Source organism: Pseudomonas sp. WS 5503, assembly GCF_012985385.1.
Lineage (GTDB): Bacteria > Pseudomonadota > Gammaproteobacteria > Pseudomonadales > Pseudomonadaceae > Aquipseudomonas > Aquipseudomonas paracarnis.
In genome coordinates this window covers 1-19,516 of the sequence record NZ_JAAQWI010000020.1, presented here as the reverse complement: position 1 = coordinate 19,516, position 19,516 = coordinate 1, and the positions used below count along the sequence as shown (strand labels likewise).

Annotated in this window: 9 protein-coding genes and 2 rRNA genes; 6 read left to right on the top strand and 5 right to left on the bottom strand. The window is 58.3% G+C overall.

The genetic code is table 11. From position 1 onward, the window contains the following. Positions 1-7,280: immunoglobulin-like domain-containing protein (locus HBO10_RS30885; protein ID WP_262378145.1), on the top strand; the 7,280-nt coding region annotated here is incomplete at its 5' end. Between the two features lie 150 nt (positions 7,281-7,430). Next, positions 7,431-7,769 carry a hypothetical protein gene (locus HBO10_RS30880; protein WP_003187438.1) on the top strand — a complete coding sequence of 113 codons (339 nt, stop codon included), beginning with the start codon at positions 7,431-7,433 and terminating at the stop codon, positions 7,767-7,769. Positions 7,770-7,893: 124 nt separating this feature from the next. Here the strand turns inward: HBO10_RS30880 and lapD are convergent, their stop codons facing one another. Both lapD and lapG read right to left on the bottom strand, forming a co-directional pair. Continuing rightward, positions 7,894-9,840 carry a cyclic di-GMP receptor LapD gene (gene lapD, locus HBO10_RS30875; protein ID WP_034125402.1) on the bottom strand — a complete coding sequence of 649 codons (1,947 nt, stop codon included), beginning with the start codon at positions 9,838-9,840 and terminating at the stop codon, positions 7,894-7,896. A 14-nt stretch (positions 9,841-9,854) separates the two neighbouring features. Continuing rightward, positions 9,855-10,547 carry a cysteine protease LapG gene (lapG, locus tag HBO10_RS30870; RefSeq protein WP_034125401.1) on the bottom strand — a complete coding sequence of 231 codons (693 nt, stop codon included), beginning with the start codon at positions 10,545-10,547 and terminating at the stop codon, positions 9,855-9,857. Between the two features lie 249 nt (positions 10,548-10,796). On the opposite strand from lapG, the gene HBO10_RS30865 reads away from it, so the two are divergent. The 4 genes from HBO10_RS30865 (at position 10,797) to HBO10_RS30850 (ending at position 16,955) form a co-directional block, all read left to right on the top strand. After that, entirely contained in the window at positions 10,797-11,507 is a 711-nt protein-coding gene (locus tag HBO10_RS30865) for a GntR family transcriptional regulator (RefSeq protein ID WP_034125400.1), read from the top strand. A gap of 371 nt (positions 11,508-11,878) precedes the next feature. Continuing rightward, the gene (locus HBO10_RS30860) at positions 11,879-12,637 is read left to right on the top strand and encodes a DUF3050 domain-containing protein (RefSeq protein ID WP_034125399.1); all 759 of its coding nucleotides are present in this window, start codon (positions 11,879-11,881) and stop codon (positions 12,635-12,637) included. Then, on the top strand, positions 12,634-13,581 hold the full coding sequence (locus HBO10_RS30855) for a diiron oxygenase (RefSeq protein ID WP_034125398.1): 948 nt from the start codon (positions 12,634-12,636) through the stop codon (positions 13,579-13,581). Before HBO10_RS30860 ends, HBO10_RS30855 begins: the two co-directional genes overlap by 4 nt. Further along, positions 13,578-16,955: an amino acid adenylation domain-containing protein gene (locus HBO10_RS30850; protein ID WP_034125397.1), complete on the top strand. Its 3,378-nt coding sequence runs from the start codon at positions 13,578-13,580 to the stop codon at positions 16,953-16,955. Before HBO10_RS30855 ends, HBO10_RS30850 begins: the two co-directional genes overlap by 4 nt. Before the next feature lie 63 nt (positions 16,956-17,018). Here the strand turns inward: HBO10_RS30850 and HBO10_RS30845 are convergent, their stop codons facing one another. The 3 genes from HBO10_RS30845 to rrf (HBO10_RS30835) all read right to left on the bottom strand — a co-directional run bounded on the left by HBO10_RS30845 (position 17,019) and on the right by rrf (HBO10_RS30835) (position 19,514). Next, positions 17,019-18,899: a methyl-accepting chemotaxis protein gene (locus HBO10_RS30845; RefSeq protein WP_034125396.1), complete on the bottom strand. Its 1,881-nt coding sequence runs from the start codon at positions 18,897-18,899 to the stop codon at positions 17,019-17,021. A 274-nt stretch (positions 18,900-19,173) separates the two neighbouring features. Next, positions 19,174-19,289, bottom strand: a 5S ribosomal RNA gene (gene rrf, locus HBO10_RS30840). 109 nt (positions 19,290-19,398) lie between these two features. Beyond that, positions 19,399-19,514: ribosomal RNA gene (rrf, locus tag HBO10_RS30835) — 5S ribosomal RNA — on the bottom strand. Positions 19,515-19,516 lie beyond the last annotated feature (2 nt).

Sequence of the window (19,516 nt, the reverse complement as noted above, 5' to 3'; positions counted from 1 at the left end):
GCAGCCAGACCGTCAAGATTACTGACGCTTCCGGCGGCAACTTCGAAAAACTCGAAGTCGCAGGTAACGGCGCAACCACCACGATCAACGACACCATCGACAAGGTGGATGTAGTTCTAACTGCTACAACTACCGTCGGCGAAGGCGGCAATATCGTCTACACCGCCAGTCTTGTGGATAAAAACGGCGCACCGGTGACCAACATCACCAACCCGTTGACCGTTACCTTGGACAACGGCAAGACCATCACCATTGGTGTGAATCAGTCGAGTGGCTCTATTACAACCATCGCGCCGGATGATGTGTACAAAGGCGATCAAACTGTCACCACCGCTATCAAAGGCGTGACCGGCGGCGAGCATTTCGAGAACCTGGTGCCGGGCACTACCGCGGTGAACACGACCGTTACCGATACACCGGGTACCGACAACACCACGACTGTCACCTTGACTGCGCCAAGTGCTGTTAACGAAGGTGGCCAGATCACGTACACCGCCACGCTGTCCAACAAAGCGGGCACTGACGTCACCCTGAAGCTGGATAACGGCTCGTCGATCACAATCAAGGCTGGCGAGACCGTGGGCACCGTAACTGTGCCTGCGCCTACCGATGACGTGTTCATCGACAAGAGCACTCAGACCGTCAAGATCACCGACGCTTCCGGCGGCAACTTCGAGAAGTTAGAAGTCGCAGGCAACGGCGCAACCACCACGATCAACGACACCATCGACAAGGTCGATGTAGTCCTGACCGCGACCACCACCGTTGGCGAAGGCGGCAATATCGTCTACACCGCCAGCCTTGTGGATAAAAACGGCGCAGCGGTGACCAACATCACCAATCCGCTGACCGTGACCCTGGATAACGGCAAAACCATCACCATCGGCGTAAACCAATCGAGCGGTAGCGTTTCGGTTGTTGCTCCTGATGACGTGTACAAGGGCGACCAGACCGTCACCACTGCTATCAAAGGCGTGACCGGCGGCGAGCATTTCGAGAATCTGGTCCCTGGCACTACCGCGGTGAACACCACCGTTACGGACACTCCGGGTACCGACAACACCACTACTGTGACGCTGACAGCGCCTAACGCTGTTAACGAAGGTGGACAGATTACGTACACCGCCACGCTGTCCAACAAGGCGGGGACCGACGTCACGCTGAAACTCGACAACGGTTCAAGCATCACCATCAAGGCTGGCGAAACTGTTGGTACCGTAACCGTGCCTGCGCCGACCGATGACGTGTTTATCGATAAGAGCACGCAGACCGTCAAAATCACTGACGCTTCCGGCGGCAACTTCGAAAAACTGGAAGTTGCAGGCAACGGCGCCACCACCACGATCAACGACACCATCGACAAAGTCGATGTGGTCCTGACCGCCACCACCACCGTTGGCGAAGGCGGCAACATCGTTTACACCGCCAGCCTTGTGGATAAGAACGGCGCGCCGGTGACCAACATCACCAACCCGTTGACCGTCACCCTCGATAACGGCAAAACCATCACCATCGGCGTAAACCAATCGAGCGGTAGCGTTTCGGTTATTGCTCCTGATGACGTGTATAAGGGCGATCAAACCGTCACCACTGCTATCAAAGGCGTCACTGGTGGCGAGCACTTTGAAAACCTGGTGCCGGGTACTACAGCGGTGAACACCACCGTTACGGACACACCGGGTACCGATAACACCACCACGGTGACGCTGACCGCTCCATCCGAAGCAAACGAAGGTGGTCAGATCACCTATACCGCGACCTTGAGCAACAAGGCCGGCACCGACGTCACGCTGAAACTCGACAATGGTTCAAGCATCACCATTAAGGCTGGCGACACTGTTGGCACTGTGACCGTGCCCGCTCCTAGCGATGACGTGTTCATCGACAAGAGCAGCCAGACCGTCAAGATTACTGACGCTTCCGGCGGCAACTTCGAAAAACTCGAAGTCGCAGGTAACGGCGCAACCACCACGATCAACGACACCATCGACAAGGTGGATGTAGTTCTAACTGCTACCACTACCGTGGGTGAAGGCGGCAACATCGTCTACACGGCCAGCCTTGTGGATAAAAATGGCGCACCGGTGACTAACATCACCAACCCGCTGACCGTCACTTTGGATAACGGCAAAACCATCACCATCGGCGTAAACCAATCGAGCGGTAGCGTTTCGGTTCTTGCTCCTGATGACGTGTACAAGGGCGACCAGACCGTCACCACTGCTATCAAAGGCGTGACCGGCGGCGAGCATTTCGAGAATCTGGTCCCTGGCACTACCGCGGTGAACACCACCGTTACGGACACTCCGGGTACCGACAACACCACTACTGTGACGCTGACAGCGCCTAACGCTGTTAACGAAGGTGGCCAGATCACGTACACCGCCACGCTGTCCAACAAGGCGGGGACCGACGTCACGCTGAAGTTGGACAACGGCTCGTCGATCACAATCAAGGCTGGCGAGACCGTGGGCACCGTAACTGTGCCTGCGCCTACCGATGACGTGTTCATCGACAAGAGCACTCAGACCGTCAAGATCACCGACGCTTCCGGCGGCAACTTCGAAAAACTGGAAGTGGCAGGCAACGGCGCAACCACCACGATCAACGACACCATCGACAAGGTGGATGTAGTTCTGACCGCCACCACCACCGTTGGCGAAGGCGGCAACATCGTCTACACCGCCAGCCTTGTGGATAAAAACGGCGCAGCGGTGACCAACATCACCAATCCGCTGACCGTCACCTTGGACAATGGCAAAACCATCACCATCGGTGTGAATCAGTCGAGCGGTTCCATCACCACCGTAGCGCCAAACGACGTCTACAAAGGCGACCAAACCGTCACCACCGCCATCAAAGGCGTGACCGGTGGCGAGCATTTCGAGAACCTCGTGCCGGGCACGACGGCGGTGAACACCACCGTCACCGACACACCAGGCTCCACCGACCTGACCACCGTCACCTTGACTGCCCCGACCGCGGTCAACGAAGGCGGCCAGATCACCTACACCGCCACCTTGAGCAACAAGGCCGGCAGCGACATGCTGGTCCAGCTCGACAACGGTTCGAGCATCACCATCAAGCAAGGTGAGACCGTGGGCACGGTGACCGTCCCGGCGCCTACCGATGACGTGTTCATCGACAAGAGCACCCAGACCGTCAAGATCACCGGCACCACCGGCGGCAATTTCGAGGGTGTGACCATCACACCTGCGGGCGCCACGACCACCATCAACGACACCATCGATGACGTGACCGTGGTACTCAAGGCCACCGGTTCGGTCAGCGAAGGCGGGCAGATCGTCTACACCGCGTCCCTGGTCGACAAGAACGGCGCGGCCGTGAACAACGTGGGCTCCGACTTGGTGGTAAGGCTGGATAACGGTTCGACCATCACCATCGGCAGTGGCAAGTCCACCAGCTTCACGACAGCTACCGCACCGAACGATGCCTATGTCGGCGCCAATGATGTCAGCGCCAAGATCACCGGCGTGGTCAGCGGTGGCGACAAGTACGAGCATCTGATTGTTGACGCCAGCCCCGCGGTCACCAAGGTCACGGATGTAGTGACGGATACCAAAATCAGCATAACGGGCGACGGCTCGGTCACTGAAGGTGGCACAGCCCACTACACCCTGACCTTGACCAACCCGCCGCAAACCGACGTAACCGTGACGCTCAAATACAGCGGCACCGCCACTGACGGTTCGGACTTCACCGGCGTGTACACCGTGAAGATCCCGGCAGGCTCCAGCAGCGTGCCGTTTGATATCCGCACGCTCGACGACAAGATCACCGAGCCTACGGAACAGATCGTTATCACCATCGACAAGGTCACCGGAGGCAACTTCGAGAACCTGGTGATCGACAAAGGCACCGTCACCACCAACATCCTCGACAACGATGCGCCGCCGGTGATCGACCTGGATGCCAACAACTCCAGCGGCGCCACGGGTGCCGATTACAAGACGACATTTACCGAGGGTACCGCCGGGCCGGGCGTGTCGATCGCCGATACGGATATCAAGATCACTGACCCAGACAGCACACTGCTGACGGGCGCGACGGTCACGCTGACCAACGCACAGGCCGGTGATGCCCTGAACCTGGGCAATAGCGTGAATGGCATCAGCGTCAGCACCAACAACCAGACGGGCACTATTACCCTGACGTTGTCCGGCAGCGCAACGCTGGCTGACTACATGCAACGTATCCAGAACATCACGTTCACCAACAACAGCCACGACCCGAGCACCACACCGCGCACCATCACCGTGACGGTGACCGATGGCGGCAACTACTCCAACGTGGCCACCACCACCGTCAACGTGGTAGCGGTCAACGATGCACCAGTGGCCACTGGCGGTGCTGTGACCGGTACGGAAGACACGGCGCTGGCCCTGACCTGGGCCAACTTCGGCGTGAGCGATGTGGACTCGCCACAAGCCAGCCTCGGGGTGAAAATCACCGAGCTGCCGGTAGCCGGCAAGCTGCAGTATCTGGCGGCGGACGGCAGCACCTGGACCAACGTGACCAGCGGCCAGACCTTTACCAAGGCTCAGATCGATGGCGGCCAACTGCGCTTTATGCCGAACGCCAACGAGTCCGGCGCCGACGGTTACGGCGGCACTGGCGTGGGTAACAAGCAGGCGGATTACGCGCAGTTCAAGTTCCAGCCAACCGATGGCAAGGACCTGGGCACCAGCGCTACGGTGAAAGTCGATATCACCCCAGTGGCCGACGCACCGACCCTGAGCGTGGCCGACAACAGCGTTGCCTCGACCGGCCTGGTCAAACAGGGCTGGAACAGCATCGCCGGCCTCGGCAACAACGGCAACGGTGCTGCACCGGACGTGCTGAAAAAAGCCATCGATAACGCGGGCACACCCAACAGCACCTCTGTGGTGACCAACGTCGAGTCCGTCGACAACGTGGCCGCTGGCTCTGGTTCCAAGATCTCCGGCCTGATCTACATGGAAGCGGGCAAGAGCTACACCTTCAGCGGTATCGCCGATGACAGCGTGGTGGTCAACGTTGGCGGTAAAGACGTTGCGAGCGGTTTGTGGGGTACCAACAGCGGCAAGTTCAGCGGCACGTTCACGCCAACCACCACCGGTTACTACAGCCTTGAGATCTACCAGGCCAACCAAGCGGGGCCTGGCAGCTTTGACGTTAACCTGTCGGTCAACGGCGGGGCGGTGCAGAACCTGAGCACCAGCACCGTGCCGTTGTACACCGGCCTTACCGACCTGACCAACGCCGGCGTCACCGTATCCGACCTGCATGGCAGCAACGGTGACGGTTACTACGTGGGCTACAAGCTCAACGAAGGCCAGGAAAACGGCACGGTCAAATTGTCCAAGGTCACCACCGCGCTGACCGACACCGACGGCTCCGAAACCCTGAGCGTGAAGATCAGCGGCATCCCGGCAGGCTCGGTACTGACCGACGCGTCTGGGCACACCTTTACTGCGGGTAAAACCGTGGGCGAAGTGAATGTCACCGGCTGGGACCTGAACACCCTGACCATCAAGCCGCCGACCTACTACAGCGGCCAGTTCAACCTGACGGTCACTTCGACTTCCACCGAGAGCATCGGCGGTTCAGCGACCACCACCGCGCAATTGCCCGTCACGGTGCATCCAGCGACCTACAATTCGGTCACCGGCACCTCGGGCAGCGACACCATCAATGGCAGCGATGGCAACGACATTGTCGTGGCCGACGTCGCCGGCTTGAACGTGGTGCAGGGCAAGAACTACAACATCGCGTTCATGATCGATACATCGGGCAGTATGGGTGCGGACTCGATAGCAGCGGCAAAAACCTCGCTGACCACCACGTTCAACTCGCTGAAAAACAGTATCGGCGCCAGCACTTCTGGCACTGTGAATATCTTCCTGGCGGATTTCAGCGACCAGGTCAATCGCACGGTGACAGTCAACCTGAAAGACCCAGGTGCATTGGACTCGCTGCAGAAAGTCCTGGATTCCATGGTGTCTACCGGCGGGACCAACTACGAAGACGTGTTCAAGGCCGCGGCCAACTTCTTCAAGAGTGCCCAGGCGACTGGCAACACTGGCGCTATCAATACAACGTACTTCATCACCGATGGTCAGCCGACGTTTTACCAAGCGTCCGAGCAGACCAACCCATACTTGTACGGCAACGTCAGGCTCGATGATGTCGTCACCATGAACAACTACACCATAGGTACCGCCACCCGGATCAACATCGATTCGAATAACTACCTTGATATCAACTCTGCCGGCAAGGTAACCCTCTGGTCTTACGGCTGGGGGTACAACAAGGGAATCATCCACGCCCAAGGGGATGGCACCTATGAAATATCGGTGCAAGGCGGCCTCGGCTACGATACCGACTACTCCACCACCCTCAACTCCAACAGCGCGTTCGCACTGCTTAAAGGTCTGTCCACAGGTGGCGTAGAAGCCATCGGCCTCAACAGTGGGGTCAGCCTGAATCAGTTGGCACCGTACGACAGCGATGGCAAGCCACAGGCCAACATCGATCCGAAGGACCTGGCCAACGCTATCCTTGGCCACACAGAGGCGACGTTGCCGGGCGCGGACACCGTCAGCGGTGGCGACGGCAACGACATCCTCTTCGGCGACCTGGTGAGCTTCAGCGGGATCAATGGCGAGGGTTACAACGCGCTGCAGGCCTTTGTCGCACAGAAGACCGGCGTGGCTGTCTCGGCAGTGACTGCCTCTAACGTTCACCAGTACGTCACCGAGCACTATGTGGACTTCGACGTCTCCGGCGCCAAAGATGCCGGCGATACACTGTTGGGCGGGGCTGGCGATGACATCCTGTTCGGCCAGGGCGGCAACGACCTTCTGGACGGCGGCAAAGGCAATGACATCCTGCTGGGTGGCACGGGTAACGACACGTTGATTGGCGGCCAGGGCAACGACATCCTGATCGGTGGCTCGGGGGCCGACACCTTCGTGTGGAAGGCGGGCGACATCGGCAACGATGTGATCAAGGACTTCAAGGCGTCCGAAGGCGACCGCATTGACCTGCGCGATTTGTTGAAAGGTGAAACCGACAGCACCATCGACAATTACCTCAAGATCACCACGGTAGAAGGTGTGTCGACCCTGCAAGTGAGCAGTGAAGGCAAGCTCAACGCCGCCGGTGGCCTGGCCAATGCTGATGTGACGATCAAACTGGAAGGCAACGATTGGTCCCACACCAGCATCAACTCGCTGATCAGTGGTGCCGACCCGACCATCAAGATCGATCACACCTAAGACGCGATTGATCGGCCGCCCTTCCAGGCGGCCGATTTTTTGGCCTACGGGTCGCTGGCCCTGGCGGACGGCGCATCGCATACTCACGCCCATACACGCAGCGTTGACCTATGCTGTTGAACGCCTGTGGCGCATTTTCGAGGGGTTGTTATGTTTTACGTGCAACGTGATGCACAGGGCGCGCTGGTTCGCGTAGAGGCTGCTGCCTTTACCGAATCCACTGAAACCCTGCCGGCCGATCATCATGAGATACAGGCCTGGTACGCCAACGAAGTGGTGGAAACCAGCCTGGCCCAGCTCAAGCAGAGCGACTTGGAGATGATTCGGGTGCTGGATGACTTGATCCAGGTGCTGACCCGCAAGGGGGTGATCAGTGTGACCGACCTGCCGCCGGCAGCCCAGGCCAAGTTGATGGACCGTAACCAGGCGAGGGAAGCGTTGGGTGGGTTGAGCCAGTTGATCGATGATGACGAGAAAGGATTGATTTAATCCAACCGCTCCTACCGCTGTAGGAGCGAGCTTGCTCGCGAAAAAACTGAAATCGCCACGGGGGGTCAGGCTTTGCGCGTTATCGTTGACGATCTTCGCGAGCAAGCTCGCTCCTACAGGTGAATTATTTCCAGGGGGCGGGCTCGCCAAACAGTTGGCCCTGCACGCCGAAAATCCCCATCTCACGAATCACCTTCAGTTCGCCCTCGGTCTCTACACGTTCGGCAATCAACGGCAGGTCGATGCTATGGGCCGCTCGCTGGATGGCCTCGATAAACAAGCGCTTGTCGCTTTCCTGGTCGATGGCGCGAATGTAGCTGCCGTCGATCTTCAGGTACGCCAAGCCCAGGCGCGCCAGGTTGCCGATGATGCTGAACCGCCCACCGAAACGTTGCAGGCTGAGGGAGAAGCCCAGTTCGCGCAGGCGCTGGGTCATCTGTTCCAGCACGGGCTGCTCAGGCAGTTGCTCCTCACCAATCTCCAGGGTGAGGCGCGGGCCCAGGTTGCTGTGCTGGCGTAGCAGGTCATAAACGCGGTTCAGGGCCTGGGTATCTTGCAAGGTTGCGGCCGAAAGATTCAGCGCCAGGTTCTCGGTGTGGCTGGCCATCTGCTTGAGCACCTGCTCCAGCATCAGGCGGTCCAGGCGGGCGGACCAACCAAAGCGCTCAAGCCACGGCAGGAAGCGCCCGGCCGGTATGGTGTGGCCGTCTTCGTCCTGCAAGCGCGACAGTACTTTGTAATGCAAGACCAATTGTGGGTCCTGGCTGGCGACAACCGGCTGGAAGTACAGCTGGAAGCGCTGCTGGGTCAGGGCCTGGTCCAACAAGGTGTGCCAGGCATGGTGATCGTCTCCCACGCTGGCGGCGGCGCTGCGGTCCAGGCACACCCAACTGGTGTCGCCCTGCGCTTGGGCCTGGGCCAGGGCCTGGTCGGCCAGGGTCAGCAGGGCTTGGGGCGCGTCGCCATGGCTGAACGGCGCCAGGCCGATATAGGCGACCGGCGTAACGTCACTGGCGCCGGTCGCTTGCAGGCTGAGCAAAGTGCTTTCCAGGTTTTGCGCCAGCTGCATCGCTTCTTCACGCATCAACCCCGGCGCCAGCACGGCGAACTCACCGCCACGAATACGGGTGACGAGGTTATGGGTTTCCGGGTACGGCGCGCACTGGCGCAGTAGTTGTTCGCCAACCGCTTGCAGTAACTGGTCGGTGCGCTGGCCACCCAGGCGCTGGTTGAGGCCGGCCAGGTCCTTGACCCGCAGCAGCAGAAGGTAGCCGGAGTTGGTCTCTTCCGGGTTACTGACGCGGGCGTTGAGCTGCATCTCGAAATAACGGCGGTTGGCGAGGCCGGTGAGGTTGTCCTGATAGGATTCGGTGCGCAGTTTTTCGCTACGCTCGGCCTGCTCCTGGAACAGCGCCTTGAGCTTTTCCACCATCTGATTCATGGCCTGCACCACCCGCCGCAGTTCAGGCGTGCGGGGCAAGTCAGGCAGGCTGAGGAACTCACGGCGGGCAATGGCGTGGGACTGTTTGACCATATAGTCCAACGGCTTCAATTGCCGGCGCAGCAACAGCCCACCGAGCACCACGCTGACCGCACCGCACAAGAGCAACCAGCCCAGGCTACCCAGGGCGCTTTGCCAGAGCTTGGCCAGGGCGAACATCGGATGGCTGACCACTTCTACCCGTGCGGCCTGTTCCCAGCCACGGCTGACCAGGGCATCACCGCCCGCCGGCTCCAGTCCGATCAGCTTGACGAACCAGTTGGGCACGCCGTTGTTGTCGGGAATACCGCTGCGCTCGACGATGGTTTTGTCGGTGGCCAGGTCCACGACGCGGATGCTGGCATAGTAACCGCTGTCGAAGATCGAGCTGACCAACAGCTCCACCATGGCTGGGTCATCGATATTCGGGGTGAGCGACAGCGCCAATGCCGTCGCGGCATCCTGGGCGTGGGAGCGCAATTGGTTGACGTATTGGGTGCGCGAGCTTTCCAGGCTGACCATGAAGCTGCCGCTGAAGGCGACCACCAGGAACAGACAGATTGCGATCAATAGCTGTTTGAACAGAGACATCCGATCAGTTACTCCTAGTTGGCAGGCTCGGCTGGGAAGCCTTCCGCACGCATTTTTCTCAACACATCCTGCCAGCGCGACAAGCGTTTGGTATCACCGACTTTTTTGTTGCCTTTGGCACCAGGCAAGTACAACCCCTCGGCGTTGAATGAGTACACCGGGACCAGGTCGGTGCGACGGGTAGCCGGCAGGATCTCATCCATCAGGCTGTCGAGCACCAGTGGGACGGCGTCGGGGCTCGAATAATAAGTCAGGACCATGTGCGCCCGATTCTGCCGCAGGGCCTTGACGTAGGTAATGCGCAATTTGTCGCTGGACACGCCCAGGTGACGCAAACTGAAATATTTTGCGATGGCGTAGTCTTCACAGTCACCAGCACCTTTCCAGAGTGCCTCGACGGGCGTCTCCCAGTAATCCACAACGTGCCAGAGATCGATGTCTTCCACGTAGGTCATTTGCTTGTTGAAGAACAAATTGACGACCTTGAGCTGCTCCTGCTCGCTGACCTGTTTTTCGCTCACCAATAACCGCTGCCAGGCGTCGATACGCTGCTGGCCTTGACCCAAAGGCCCGTAGACGGCGGTAGCCTTGCGGCTGATTTGCGAGAAATCCCAATCGGCACGCAGCCCGCCGAGCATCAGGCCGGCCAGTAAAGTTGCTGATAAAAGCCAGCAAAGCAGTCGATAGGGATTAAAACTTACCGCCAAAATGTTCAGTCCGTGAAAGAGACGGAATTTCCAGGGATGGTGAAGCCTGGCCCTACAAAAAACAATGGCACAGTGCAATCATCGCAGGAGGCGGCGTTTTTATAACCGCCCTTGTGAGAGACACAAAGTATGCTGTGTAAGCCCTTACAAACGGAAACTTTGGCTATTTGACAAGCACCTGGCCCATCTTTAGTGTTCTTTGGATCCAATTAGCCAGACTATTATTCAAGAAAGGAGGATAGCGCAACCGTGACGCAGAAGCCGAACCCATTAAGCAGCATCAAAATCAGCGGGCCTATTCCCGCCCATCTTGCGCGCTCCGTTATCGAAGAAACGTTGCGTAATGCCATCCTTGATGGGCGATTGCCCTGTGGCACCGCCATGCGCCAGCAAGAACTGGCCAGCCTGTTCGGCGTCAGTCGCATGCCGGTACGCGAAGCGTTGCGCCAGCTGGAGGCGCAATCCTTGTTGCATGTGGTGACTCACAAGGGTGCCGTCGTTGCTCCCTTGATCGAGGACAATTCGGCCGAGACCTATGCCCTGCGCATGTTGCTGGAGTCCGAGGCCCTGCGCCTGTCGATTCCGTTGCTCACCGACGCGGACCTTGCTCAAGCTGAGGCCTGTATCAACGCACTGGAAAGCGAGAAAGACTACACCGAGATTGGTCGGCTCAATCGCCTGTTTCACATGGTGTTGTACGGCAAGGCGCCCAACCAGCGGCTGCTCACTTTGGTCGAACACGGATTGAATGAGGAGGAGCGCTTCCTGCGCTTCAACCTTGAGGCGATGGGGCTGGGGGAGACTTCCCAGGAGGATCACCGCGAACTGCTGAGCCTGGTAGCGCAGAAGAAGGTCGAGGAGAGCATCCTGACGCTGCGTAACCACTTGATGCGAGGCATGGAGGTGATCGCGACCTACCTCAGCGGCCTTGAGAGCGCCGAAAAAAACCCCACTCAGTAGGTTTTTTCGCTTTTGCCCTTGATCCTTAGGTGATGTAGCAACTTTCTTATAAGGGATTGTTGCTCCATCAGAAAAAACAAAGAACCAAATCATAATTAGAGCCGACTCAGTGCGCAGCAAAATCCCACGTATAGCTGGGCAATCACCACACACATAAATATCGGGAAAAACATCTAATACATTTGTATACCGGTTCAAACATTCAACCAGCTTATTATCTTCCCAGCAAGACACACCTTTCCATCCACTGCGTCTGCCTAGTGCAAGGGCCTCGCCGTGCGCGTGGGCGCGCTCAAGTTACTCTCGCACTCACAACTATAAAATTTCAACACTGCTTTTAGAGCACTCGCAACAACTCATAGGCGTCAACCATGCACCCACATTCACTCGCGCAAAAAAAACGACAACTTTTTGATCATCCGTTATTTATAGAAATAACCAGCCTCGGCAAGTTACAACACTTCATGAAACACCATGTATTTGCTGTCTGGGATTTCATGAGCCTGACCAAACGCCTGCAACAGGACCTCACTTGCATGCAGTTGCCCTGGCTCCCCTCCACTGACCCGCACGCTGCCCGCCTGATTAATGAAATCGTGCTGGCGGAAGAGTCGGACGAGCACCCGACGCGGGGCTATTGCAGCCACTTCGAGCTGTACCTGGACGCAATGACGGAAGTGGGCGCCAGCACGGTCGCAATCACTCGCTTTATCGACCTGCAAAGCCAGGGAGTGGAGGTAAGCGCAGCCTTGCAGATGATCGATGCGCCCCAGGGCGTGGTCCGCTTCGTCGACAGCACCTTACAAATTGCCCTGAGCGCTCCGACCCACTGTGTGGCGGCGGCGTTCCTGCATGGCCGAGAGTGTGTGATTCCGTCAATGTTCGAAAGGCTTTTGCATAGCCATGCTTTCATAGGTCGGCAGGCCCCTACGCTATGTCACTACCTCAGCCGCCATATCGAAATAGACAGCGATGATCACGAGCCTGCGGCGCAACAGTTGCTACAGCGCCTGATCGACGCAGACCCCAGTCGTCAGCAACAGGCCGATAACGCCGCCCTGGGCGCCGTGCAGAGTCGTATTACCCTCTGGGACGACGTACTGGCCTCGATGCAAGAGGTACGTCCGTGAACGCCGCTCATTACCAATCCTTTGCCGATGACTGGGAGCGTCGCGCAACCATCCGCACACGCCCCCGGCGGATGTTGGAAGACGACGACAAACTCATCTTCCCCCTGTGCCGTCAGCCTCTGGTGCTGAGTGCAACCTTTCTCAAGCACTGCCCGCAATGGCGCGACTTCGTGCTGGTGCAAAGCTTCTATAAATTCATCAATGACGTGGTGATTTTCGAAACCGAGATCGTCGACAAAACCGCGCGCAGCATCGCTAAAAATCGCTTCTCCCTGCCCTTCCCGCTCGCCTGCCGCTACGATGCGATGACGGTCGTTGTCGACGAGGATTACCACGCGCTGGTCGCGCTGGATTTCCTGCAGCAAGCCGTGCAGATGACCGGAATCCAACCGCTCGATCTACCCGGGCAAATTGAATTGGGCCGCGCGCTGCCGGCAGCCCAGGCACAGGTACCGGCATACTTGCACGATGCCGTAGAGTTGATCGGCGTCGCCATCGCTGAGAACACCGTCACCCATGACGTCGCAGCGTTTTCCAAAGATGGCAGCGTCAAATCCTCTGTCCGCGGCCTGATGGCCGATCATCTGTTTGATGAAGGGCGGCATGCGCGGTTCTGGACACAGTTGGTGCGCCTCTACTGGCAATCGGCAAGCTCTGAAGATCGCGACCACATTGCTCAAGCCCTGCCCGTGTTCCTGACGCACTACCTGACCAACGACCTACAGAAAGACTTCGATCTGCAACTGATCGAACACTTGGCTATCAGTGCCGATACGCGCCGGGCACTGCGCGACGAAATCCAGGCGCTGGACTTTCCCATCACCCCCCAACATCCGCTGCTGGCCAATATCATGGGCCTACTGCACCACAGCGGCGTACTGCAAACCCCCAGCGTGGCACGAGCCCTGCGCGACTACCTGCCCGTATCGAGGAGGTTGGCATGAGGCGCTTGCAGATCGAGTGGCGTGGTACCGGTAACGCTCTGGCGGCGCTCAGGCAGGAGCTGGAGCAATATGGGCATGTGGCAGGAACGGGGTCTGTGGATCTGGTTATTGAAGACGGGAGTCAGCCGCTGCCGCCCTCGCCCGCCAGTGCGCCATGGTTAAGCTTGCGCGTGGGTATCGGCCCGCTCTGCGAACACGGGCTGCCCTCATTACAGTTACGCTGCTACGACCGGGAGCGGCGCCTGCTGACGGTGCACGACGTTGCCCAGGAACCCAGCGGCAATGGGCAGCGGTTGCGTCAGCAGGCAACGAATGCAGTGGTGGAGTGGGCTGCTTTGTTGGTCTGCGGTTTTTCAAGAGACCCCGCTTATTTCTCGGCAACGGCCGCTGCTAACGCTTGGCCTGAACAGGGCCTGCAAGCGCTGGATGCCTTGGCTTTCATGCACCGGTTCAACCACACGGCGGACCCTGCCTTACTGCACGCGGCCCGAACGCCCATGATCGAACGGCTGCAGGCCAGCCTCAATACCTTCGCGCATCGAACAGTGCTGAACATCGCCGGTCATGCGCTGACTTATCGGCAGCTCCAGCAACAAGCCATGGCTATTCAACAACGCCTGCTTCCCTTGCTGGAGGATGCCGAGGCTCCACAAGTGGTCGGCGTATGCCTGGAGAAATCTGCCGAGTTGTACGCCAGTATTCTCGCGGTGCTTGGCTGTGGCGCCGTGTATTTGCCGCTGGTGCCTGACCACCCGGAGCAACGCCAGCACTACATGCTGACCAGCCTCAAGGCCTGTGTGCTGCTGGAGAATGGCCAGCACCCATTGCGAGAGCGTTTCGTTTCACTTGATGTGAGCCAGGTGGCCGCGCACAGCGCCGACATGACGCAACCGCTGATGCACCGTCACCCCCGTGCCGACGAGCCGTGCGTAGCACTGTTCACCTCGGGTACGACGGGCAAGCCCAAGGGGGTACTGCTGAGCCAATACAACCTGGCGCATTTCACGGCCTGGCTCGTCAGTTGCGTGGCGTTGGATCAACACAGTCGCGTCCTGCAATTCTCGCCACTGGGCTTCGATTCTTCACTGATCGATATTTTCCCTGCATTGATCGCCGGCGCCGAGTTGATTGTGCCCAGCCCAGACCAACGTCACGACCCTCAGCAACTGGTAGAGCTGATTCGCAAGCAACGCGTCACTCACGGGTTTGTGCCACCGGCACTGCTCAGCATCCTGCCGCTGGATCAGCCGTTGGGCATGACTCATTTACTGACCGGAGGTGATTTCTGCGAGCCCTGCGTGATCGAACAACTGGCCGGTCAATGCCAGTTGCATAACCTCTATGGGCCGACCGAGGCCACTGTGTTGGCGACCCATCGGGTATTCCAACGAGGTGACAGCCATCGCAATATCGGCCTCCCCATCGCTAACAGCCAGGTGCTGATTCTCGACGAGAACCTGCAGCCCGTGGATGAACAGGTAATGGGCGACTTGTACATTGTCGGTCCCGGAGTAAGCCTGGGTTATTCGAATACACTCTCGCGGGCCGACAATCCGTTCGTGACGCTGACACTGCCAAATGGCCAAGTGCTACAGGCTTATCGCAGCGGCGACTTGGCAAAATGGACGCAAGAGGGCATCGAACTGGGCGGCCGCAGGGATGAGCAAGTCAAGATCCGCGGGTTTCGAGTTCAGCCTCAGGATATTGAACAGTGCTTGCGCGATAGTCGCTTGTTTCGCCAAGTGGCAGTGGTGATCGATACGGCACACAGAGTCATCGGCTTTGCCGCCCAGCCGGAATCTGGCGCTACGCTGGCAAGCCTGAAGGAACATGCTCGACAGTGGTTGCCGGTGCATATGCAGCCCAGCGCTTGGAGCGAACTGGCATGCATGCCCCGTTCGAATAACGGCAAGATCGATCGCAAGGCCTTGCTGGCCATGCCAATACCCATACCCATCGGGATGGATCGCTGTCGCATACAAGACCCTTTGCAGGCACAACTGGCTGACGTGTGGGGTGAGCTGCTGGGATTACCCGCAGGCGAACTCTCGATTGATGAGAGTTTTTTCAACCTCGGTGGCCACTCCATCCTGTTGTCGACCCTGTTGCTACGCCTGCGCGAGCAGTTTGGCCGCAGCTTCTGCCTGAGCCCCTTTTTTGAGACGCCGACCATCCGCACATTGGCCGCACTCATGGATGGCAGTGCACTGCCGGATACACCATCCAACCAGATGGAACAAGATGCGACGCGAGCACTGGAGGTCGAGGTGCTGCCCGAGACCCTTGCGGGAGACTCGCGCAAAGCCATCGTCACCGGCGCGAACAGCTTTGTCGGGGTTCATATTGTCCAGGCACTGCTGGCTGGCGGGGCGCAGGACGTGGCGTGCCTGGTGCGCGAGTTGCCCGGCCATTCGGCAGCGGCAAGGTTCGCCCAGGCATTGCGCGAATACCGCTTGGAACATCTGGACCTGAGCCGAGTACAGGTATACGCCGCCGATATTCGTAAACCTCGCCTGGGCTTGGCCGACGACGTGTACGAGCACCTCGCCCGTCATTACGGCGTGTTGGTGCATAACGCCGCGCAGGTCAATCATGTGATGGATTACGCCTCACTCGCCAAGGACAACGTCGAGCCGGTGCTGGAATGCCTGCGTCTTTGCGAGACCCATTGCAAGAAGGTCCTCAATTTCATCTCGACGCTGTCAGCCTGCAGCAGCGTGGACGTCGACGGGTCCGTGCTTGAAGCGCCTGCCCGACGCGCACTGCCGCTCTATGTGAAAAATGGCTACAACCTCTCCAAGTGGGTAGCCGAGCGGCTATTAGGACGGGCAGTCGAGCAAGGGGCCTGGGTCAATATTCATCGGCCGGGAAATATCAGCTTCAACAGCCAGAACGGCGTTTGCCAGCCACAGAAAAACCGCTTGATGTTGATGCTCAAGGGGTCTCTGCAATTAGGGATGGTCCCGCGTCTGGACGCCAATTTCGATCTGATGCCGGTGGACTTCCTGGCGCGTTTCATCGCCTACCACAGCGTGCGCTTTGACCCTGGGCGAAACGTGTTCAACCTGCACAACCCGCTGCCCTTGAGTTGGGACCAGTACCTCGACGCCTTCAGCGAGGCTGGGCACGCTTTTGACCGAGTAAGCATTGAACACTGGCAACGGGCGCTGCGCAAAGTGAGCCGCAATAACGCGTTGTTCGGAGTGCTGGGCTTTTACCTGGACGGACTGGGCGAGGACATCGGTGACACGTCGATGATCCGTTACGACAATGCCCGGTGGGGCGTGGAAAAAATGGGCATGTGCTATCCACCCAAGAGCCAGGCGCTGTTACGCAAAGGCTGCGACTATCTGCGCGCTATCAGCTTCCTCTGAATAGCACCCTGGACGTGAGACCAAGCGATCGGAGCGAGAGGCCTCGCTCCGATGCGGTCAGGATCAGATCTTGAAGCTATCGACCAATTGCTTCAGTCGGCTGGCCTGCTGGGACAGCGCATCGCAGTCCTTGAGCGTCTCGTTGAGGTTGGCCACACCCTGCTGGTTCAGCAAGTTGATCTGGTTGATATCGACATTGAGGGTTTCAACCACTGCAGTCTGCTCTTCAGTGGCGGCCGCGACGGATTGGTTCATCCCATCGATCTCAACGATACGTTGCGTCACGCTGACCAGACGCTCACCTGCCTGGTTGGCGACTTCGACGCTTTCTTCGCTGGAAGCCTGGCTGGCGTTCATGGTGGTCACGGCTTCGCGCGAACCCACTTGCAGCGAAGTGATCATCTTGTGGATTTCTTCTGCCGACTCCTGGGTACGGTGCGCCAAATTACGCACTTCATCCGCCACGACGGCAAAACCACGCCCTGCTTCGCCCGCACGGGCCGCTTCGATCGCCGCGTTTAGGGCGAGCAAGTTGGTTTGCTGGGAAATGCCTTTGATCACATCCAGGATGTGTCCGATGTTATCGGTACTGGCATTAAGGGTTTCGATCTGAGTGCAGGACAGGCTGATCTTTTGCGAAAGCTCTGACATCGCCTGAATGGTTTGCTCCACCACTTTACGACCATCGTCAGCTTGTTCGCTGGCACCACTGGCATGCTGGGACGCGTCAGCAGCGTTGCGCGCGATTTCCTGGGTGGCGGCCCCTAGCTCGTTGATGGCTGCGGCCACGCTGTTGGTACGCGCGCTCTGCTCGTCAGAACCGATGATCGACGCATTGGATGAAGCCATCACACGCTGGGACAAATCGTGCACCTGGCGCGTTGCCGAAGACACCTCGGAAATCGACGCGTGAATTCGCTCGACGAACTGGTTGAATGCGCTGCCGACCTCGCCGAACTCGTCTTTGCTGGTCACGTCGAGACGTCGGGTCAAATCACCTTCGCCTTGGGCAATGTCCTGCATGGCCACGCCCATGGTGGTCAACGGGCGCAACAGTACTTGAATCAACAGGCTCAGGAGCACCGCAATAGCCACAACGGCAATCAACATCGCAATCAAGGCCGAAGTACGGAATTTGCCCAGCGGGGCATAGGCTTTTTCTTTGTCGATCGAAAGGCCGATGTACCAGTCAGCGCCAGGCAAGCCGCTGATAGGCGTGAAGGAAAGGATGCGATCCTGACCGTTGAGGACAACGTCCTGATTGAGCTTCTCAATGCGCACGTTGGTGCCGGGATAGATGTCCTTGAGATTCTTCATCACTTGGTCCTGGTCCGGACTGACGATGACCTGGCCATCACCGCTGACCAGGAACGCATGGCCGATACCACCGAAGTCTACCGAGTTGATGATCTTCACCAGTGTCTGCAGGCTCAGGTCACCACCGACAACACCCAACAACTCGCCATTCTTTTTCACCGGCATGGCAATTGTCACGATCTGACCGCCCACAGCCGCCATATAAGGCGGAGTAAGCATGGTTTTGTCCGCCACTACTGCTTGCTTGTACCAAGGGCGCTGACGGGGGTCGTAGTCGTCAGGCATCTTCGCGTCAGGGCGCTGTGTGAATACCCCATTGGTTTGACCTACATAGGTGAACTGGAAATTGGTGGTGAATGCTGGCTGATCGACCAAACCTGGGAGGTCGGCGGCGCTGCCCTGGTGGGCAACGTTCTGCGCCAGGTTCTCGAGGACCAGGATGCGACCACTGAGCCAGTTCTGCACACTGCTGGCGGTGAGCTCGCCGGATTGCTGGATGGACGACGTAAGGTTTTGCCTGATGGTGCTGCGCTGCAGGTAGTCGTTGTAGAGGGTAAATAACGCGAAGGCTAAAACCACGACGCCTGACGCGGCCAACAGAATTTTATGACTGAACTTGAGATTCATTTCATCGACTTCTTTTGCCAAAGGGGGGTGAGCGTGCCGAGTGGAACATTCCATGTAACGGGATAGGCGGACTCTGCGGTCGCTCTATTTCGGTGCACGCATGGCTCGTCAGGCTTTCGGCCAAACTTCGACAAATCTTAGGAATTTGTGAGAAGCATCTTCTTTTAACGTAGGAAACCGACAGGCGGTAGCCGTAAGGCAGATTTGCTGCGGTGGGCCGCCCTAAACGACAAAACCCCTGTCTGCGTTAGCAGACAGGGGTTTCGGAATTCAATCTTGACGATGACCTACTCTCACATGGGGAAACCCCACACTACCATCGGCGATGCATCGTTTCACTGCTGAGTTCGGGATGGGATCAGGTGGTTCCAATGCTCTATGGTCGTCAAGAAATTCTGTGTACCAGGCCGTTGCGTTGGCAACGTGCCGGTGAAATTCATGAGCTTCTACATAAACAAAACCCCTGTCTGCGTTAGCAGACAGGGGTTTTGGAATTTAATCTTGACGATGACCTACTCTCACATGGGGAAACCCCACACTACCATCGGCGATGCATCGTTTCACTGCTGAGTTCGGGATGGGATCAGGTGGTTCCAATGCTCTATGGTCGTCAAGAA

Bases quoted from the DNA above. Each gene is read 5' to 3' on its own strand.
- HBO10_RS30860 (WP_034125399.1), top strand. From the start codon at position 11,879: ATGCACCCACATTCACTCGCGCAAAAAAAACGACAACTTTTTGATCAT.
- HBO10_RS30850 (WP_034125397.1), top strand. From the start codon at position 13,578: ATGAGGCGCTTGCAGATCGAGTGGCGTGGTACCGGTAACGCTCTGGCG.
- HBO10_RS30845 (WP_034125396.1), bottom strand. From the start codon at position 18,899: ATGAATCTCAAGTTCAGTCATAAAATTCTGTTGGCCGCGTCAGGCGTC.
- lapD (WP_034125402.1), bottom strand. From the start codon at position 9,840: ATGTCTCTGTTCAAACAGCTATTGATCGCAATCTGTCTGTTCCTGGTG.
- HBO10_RS30880 (WP_003187438.1), top strand. From the start codon at position 7,431: ATGTTTTACGTGCAACGTGATGCACAGGGCGCGCTGGTTCGCGTAGAG.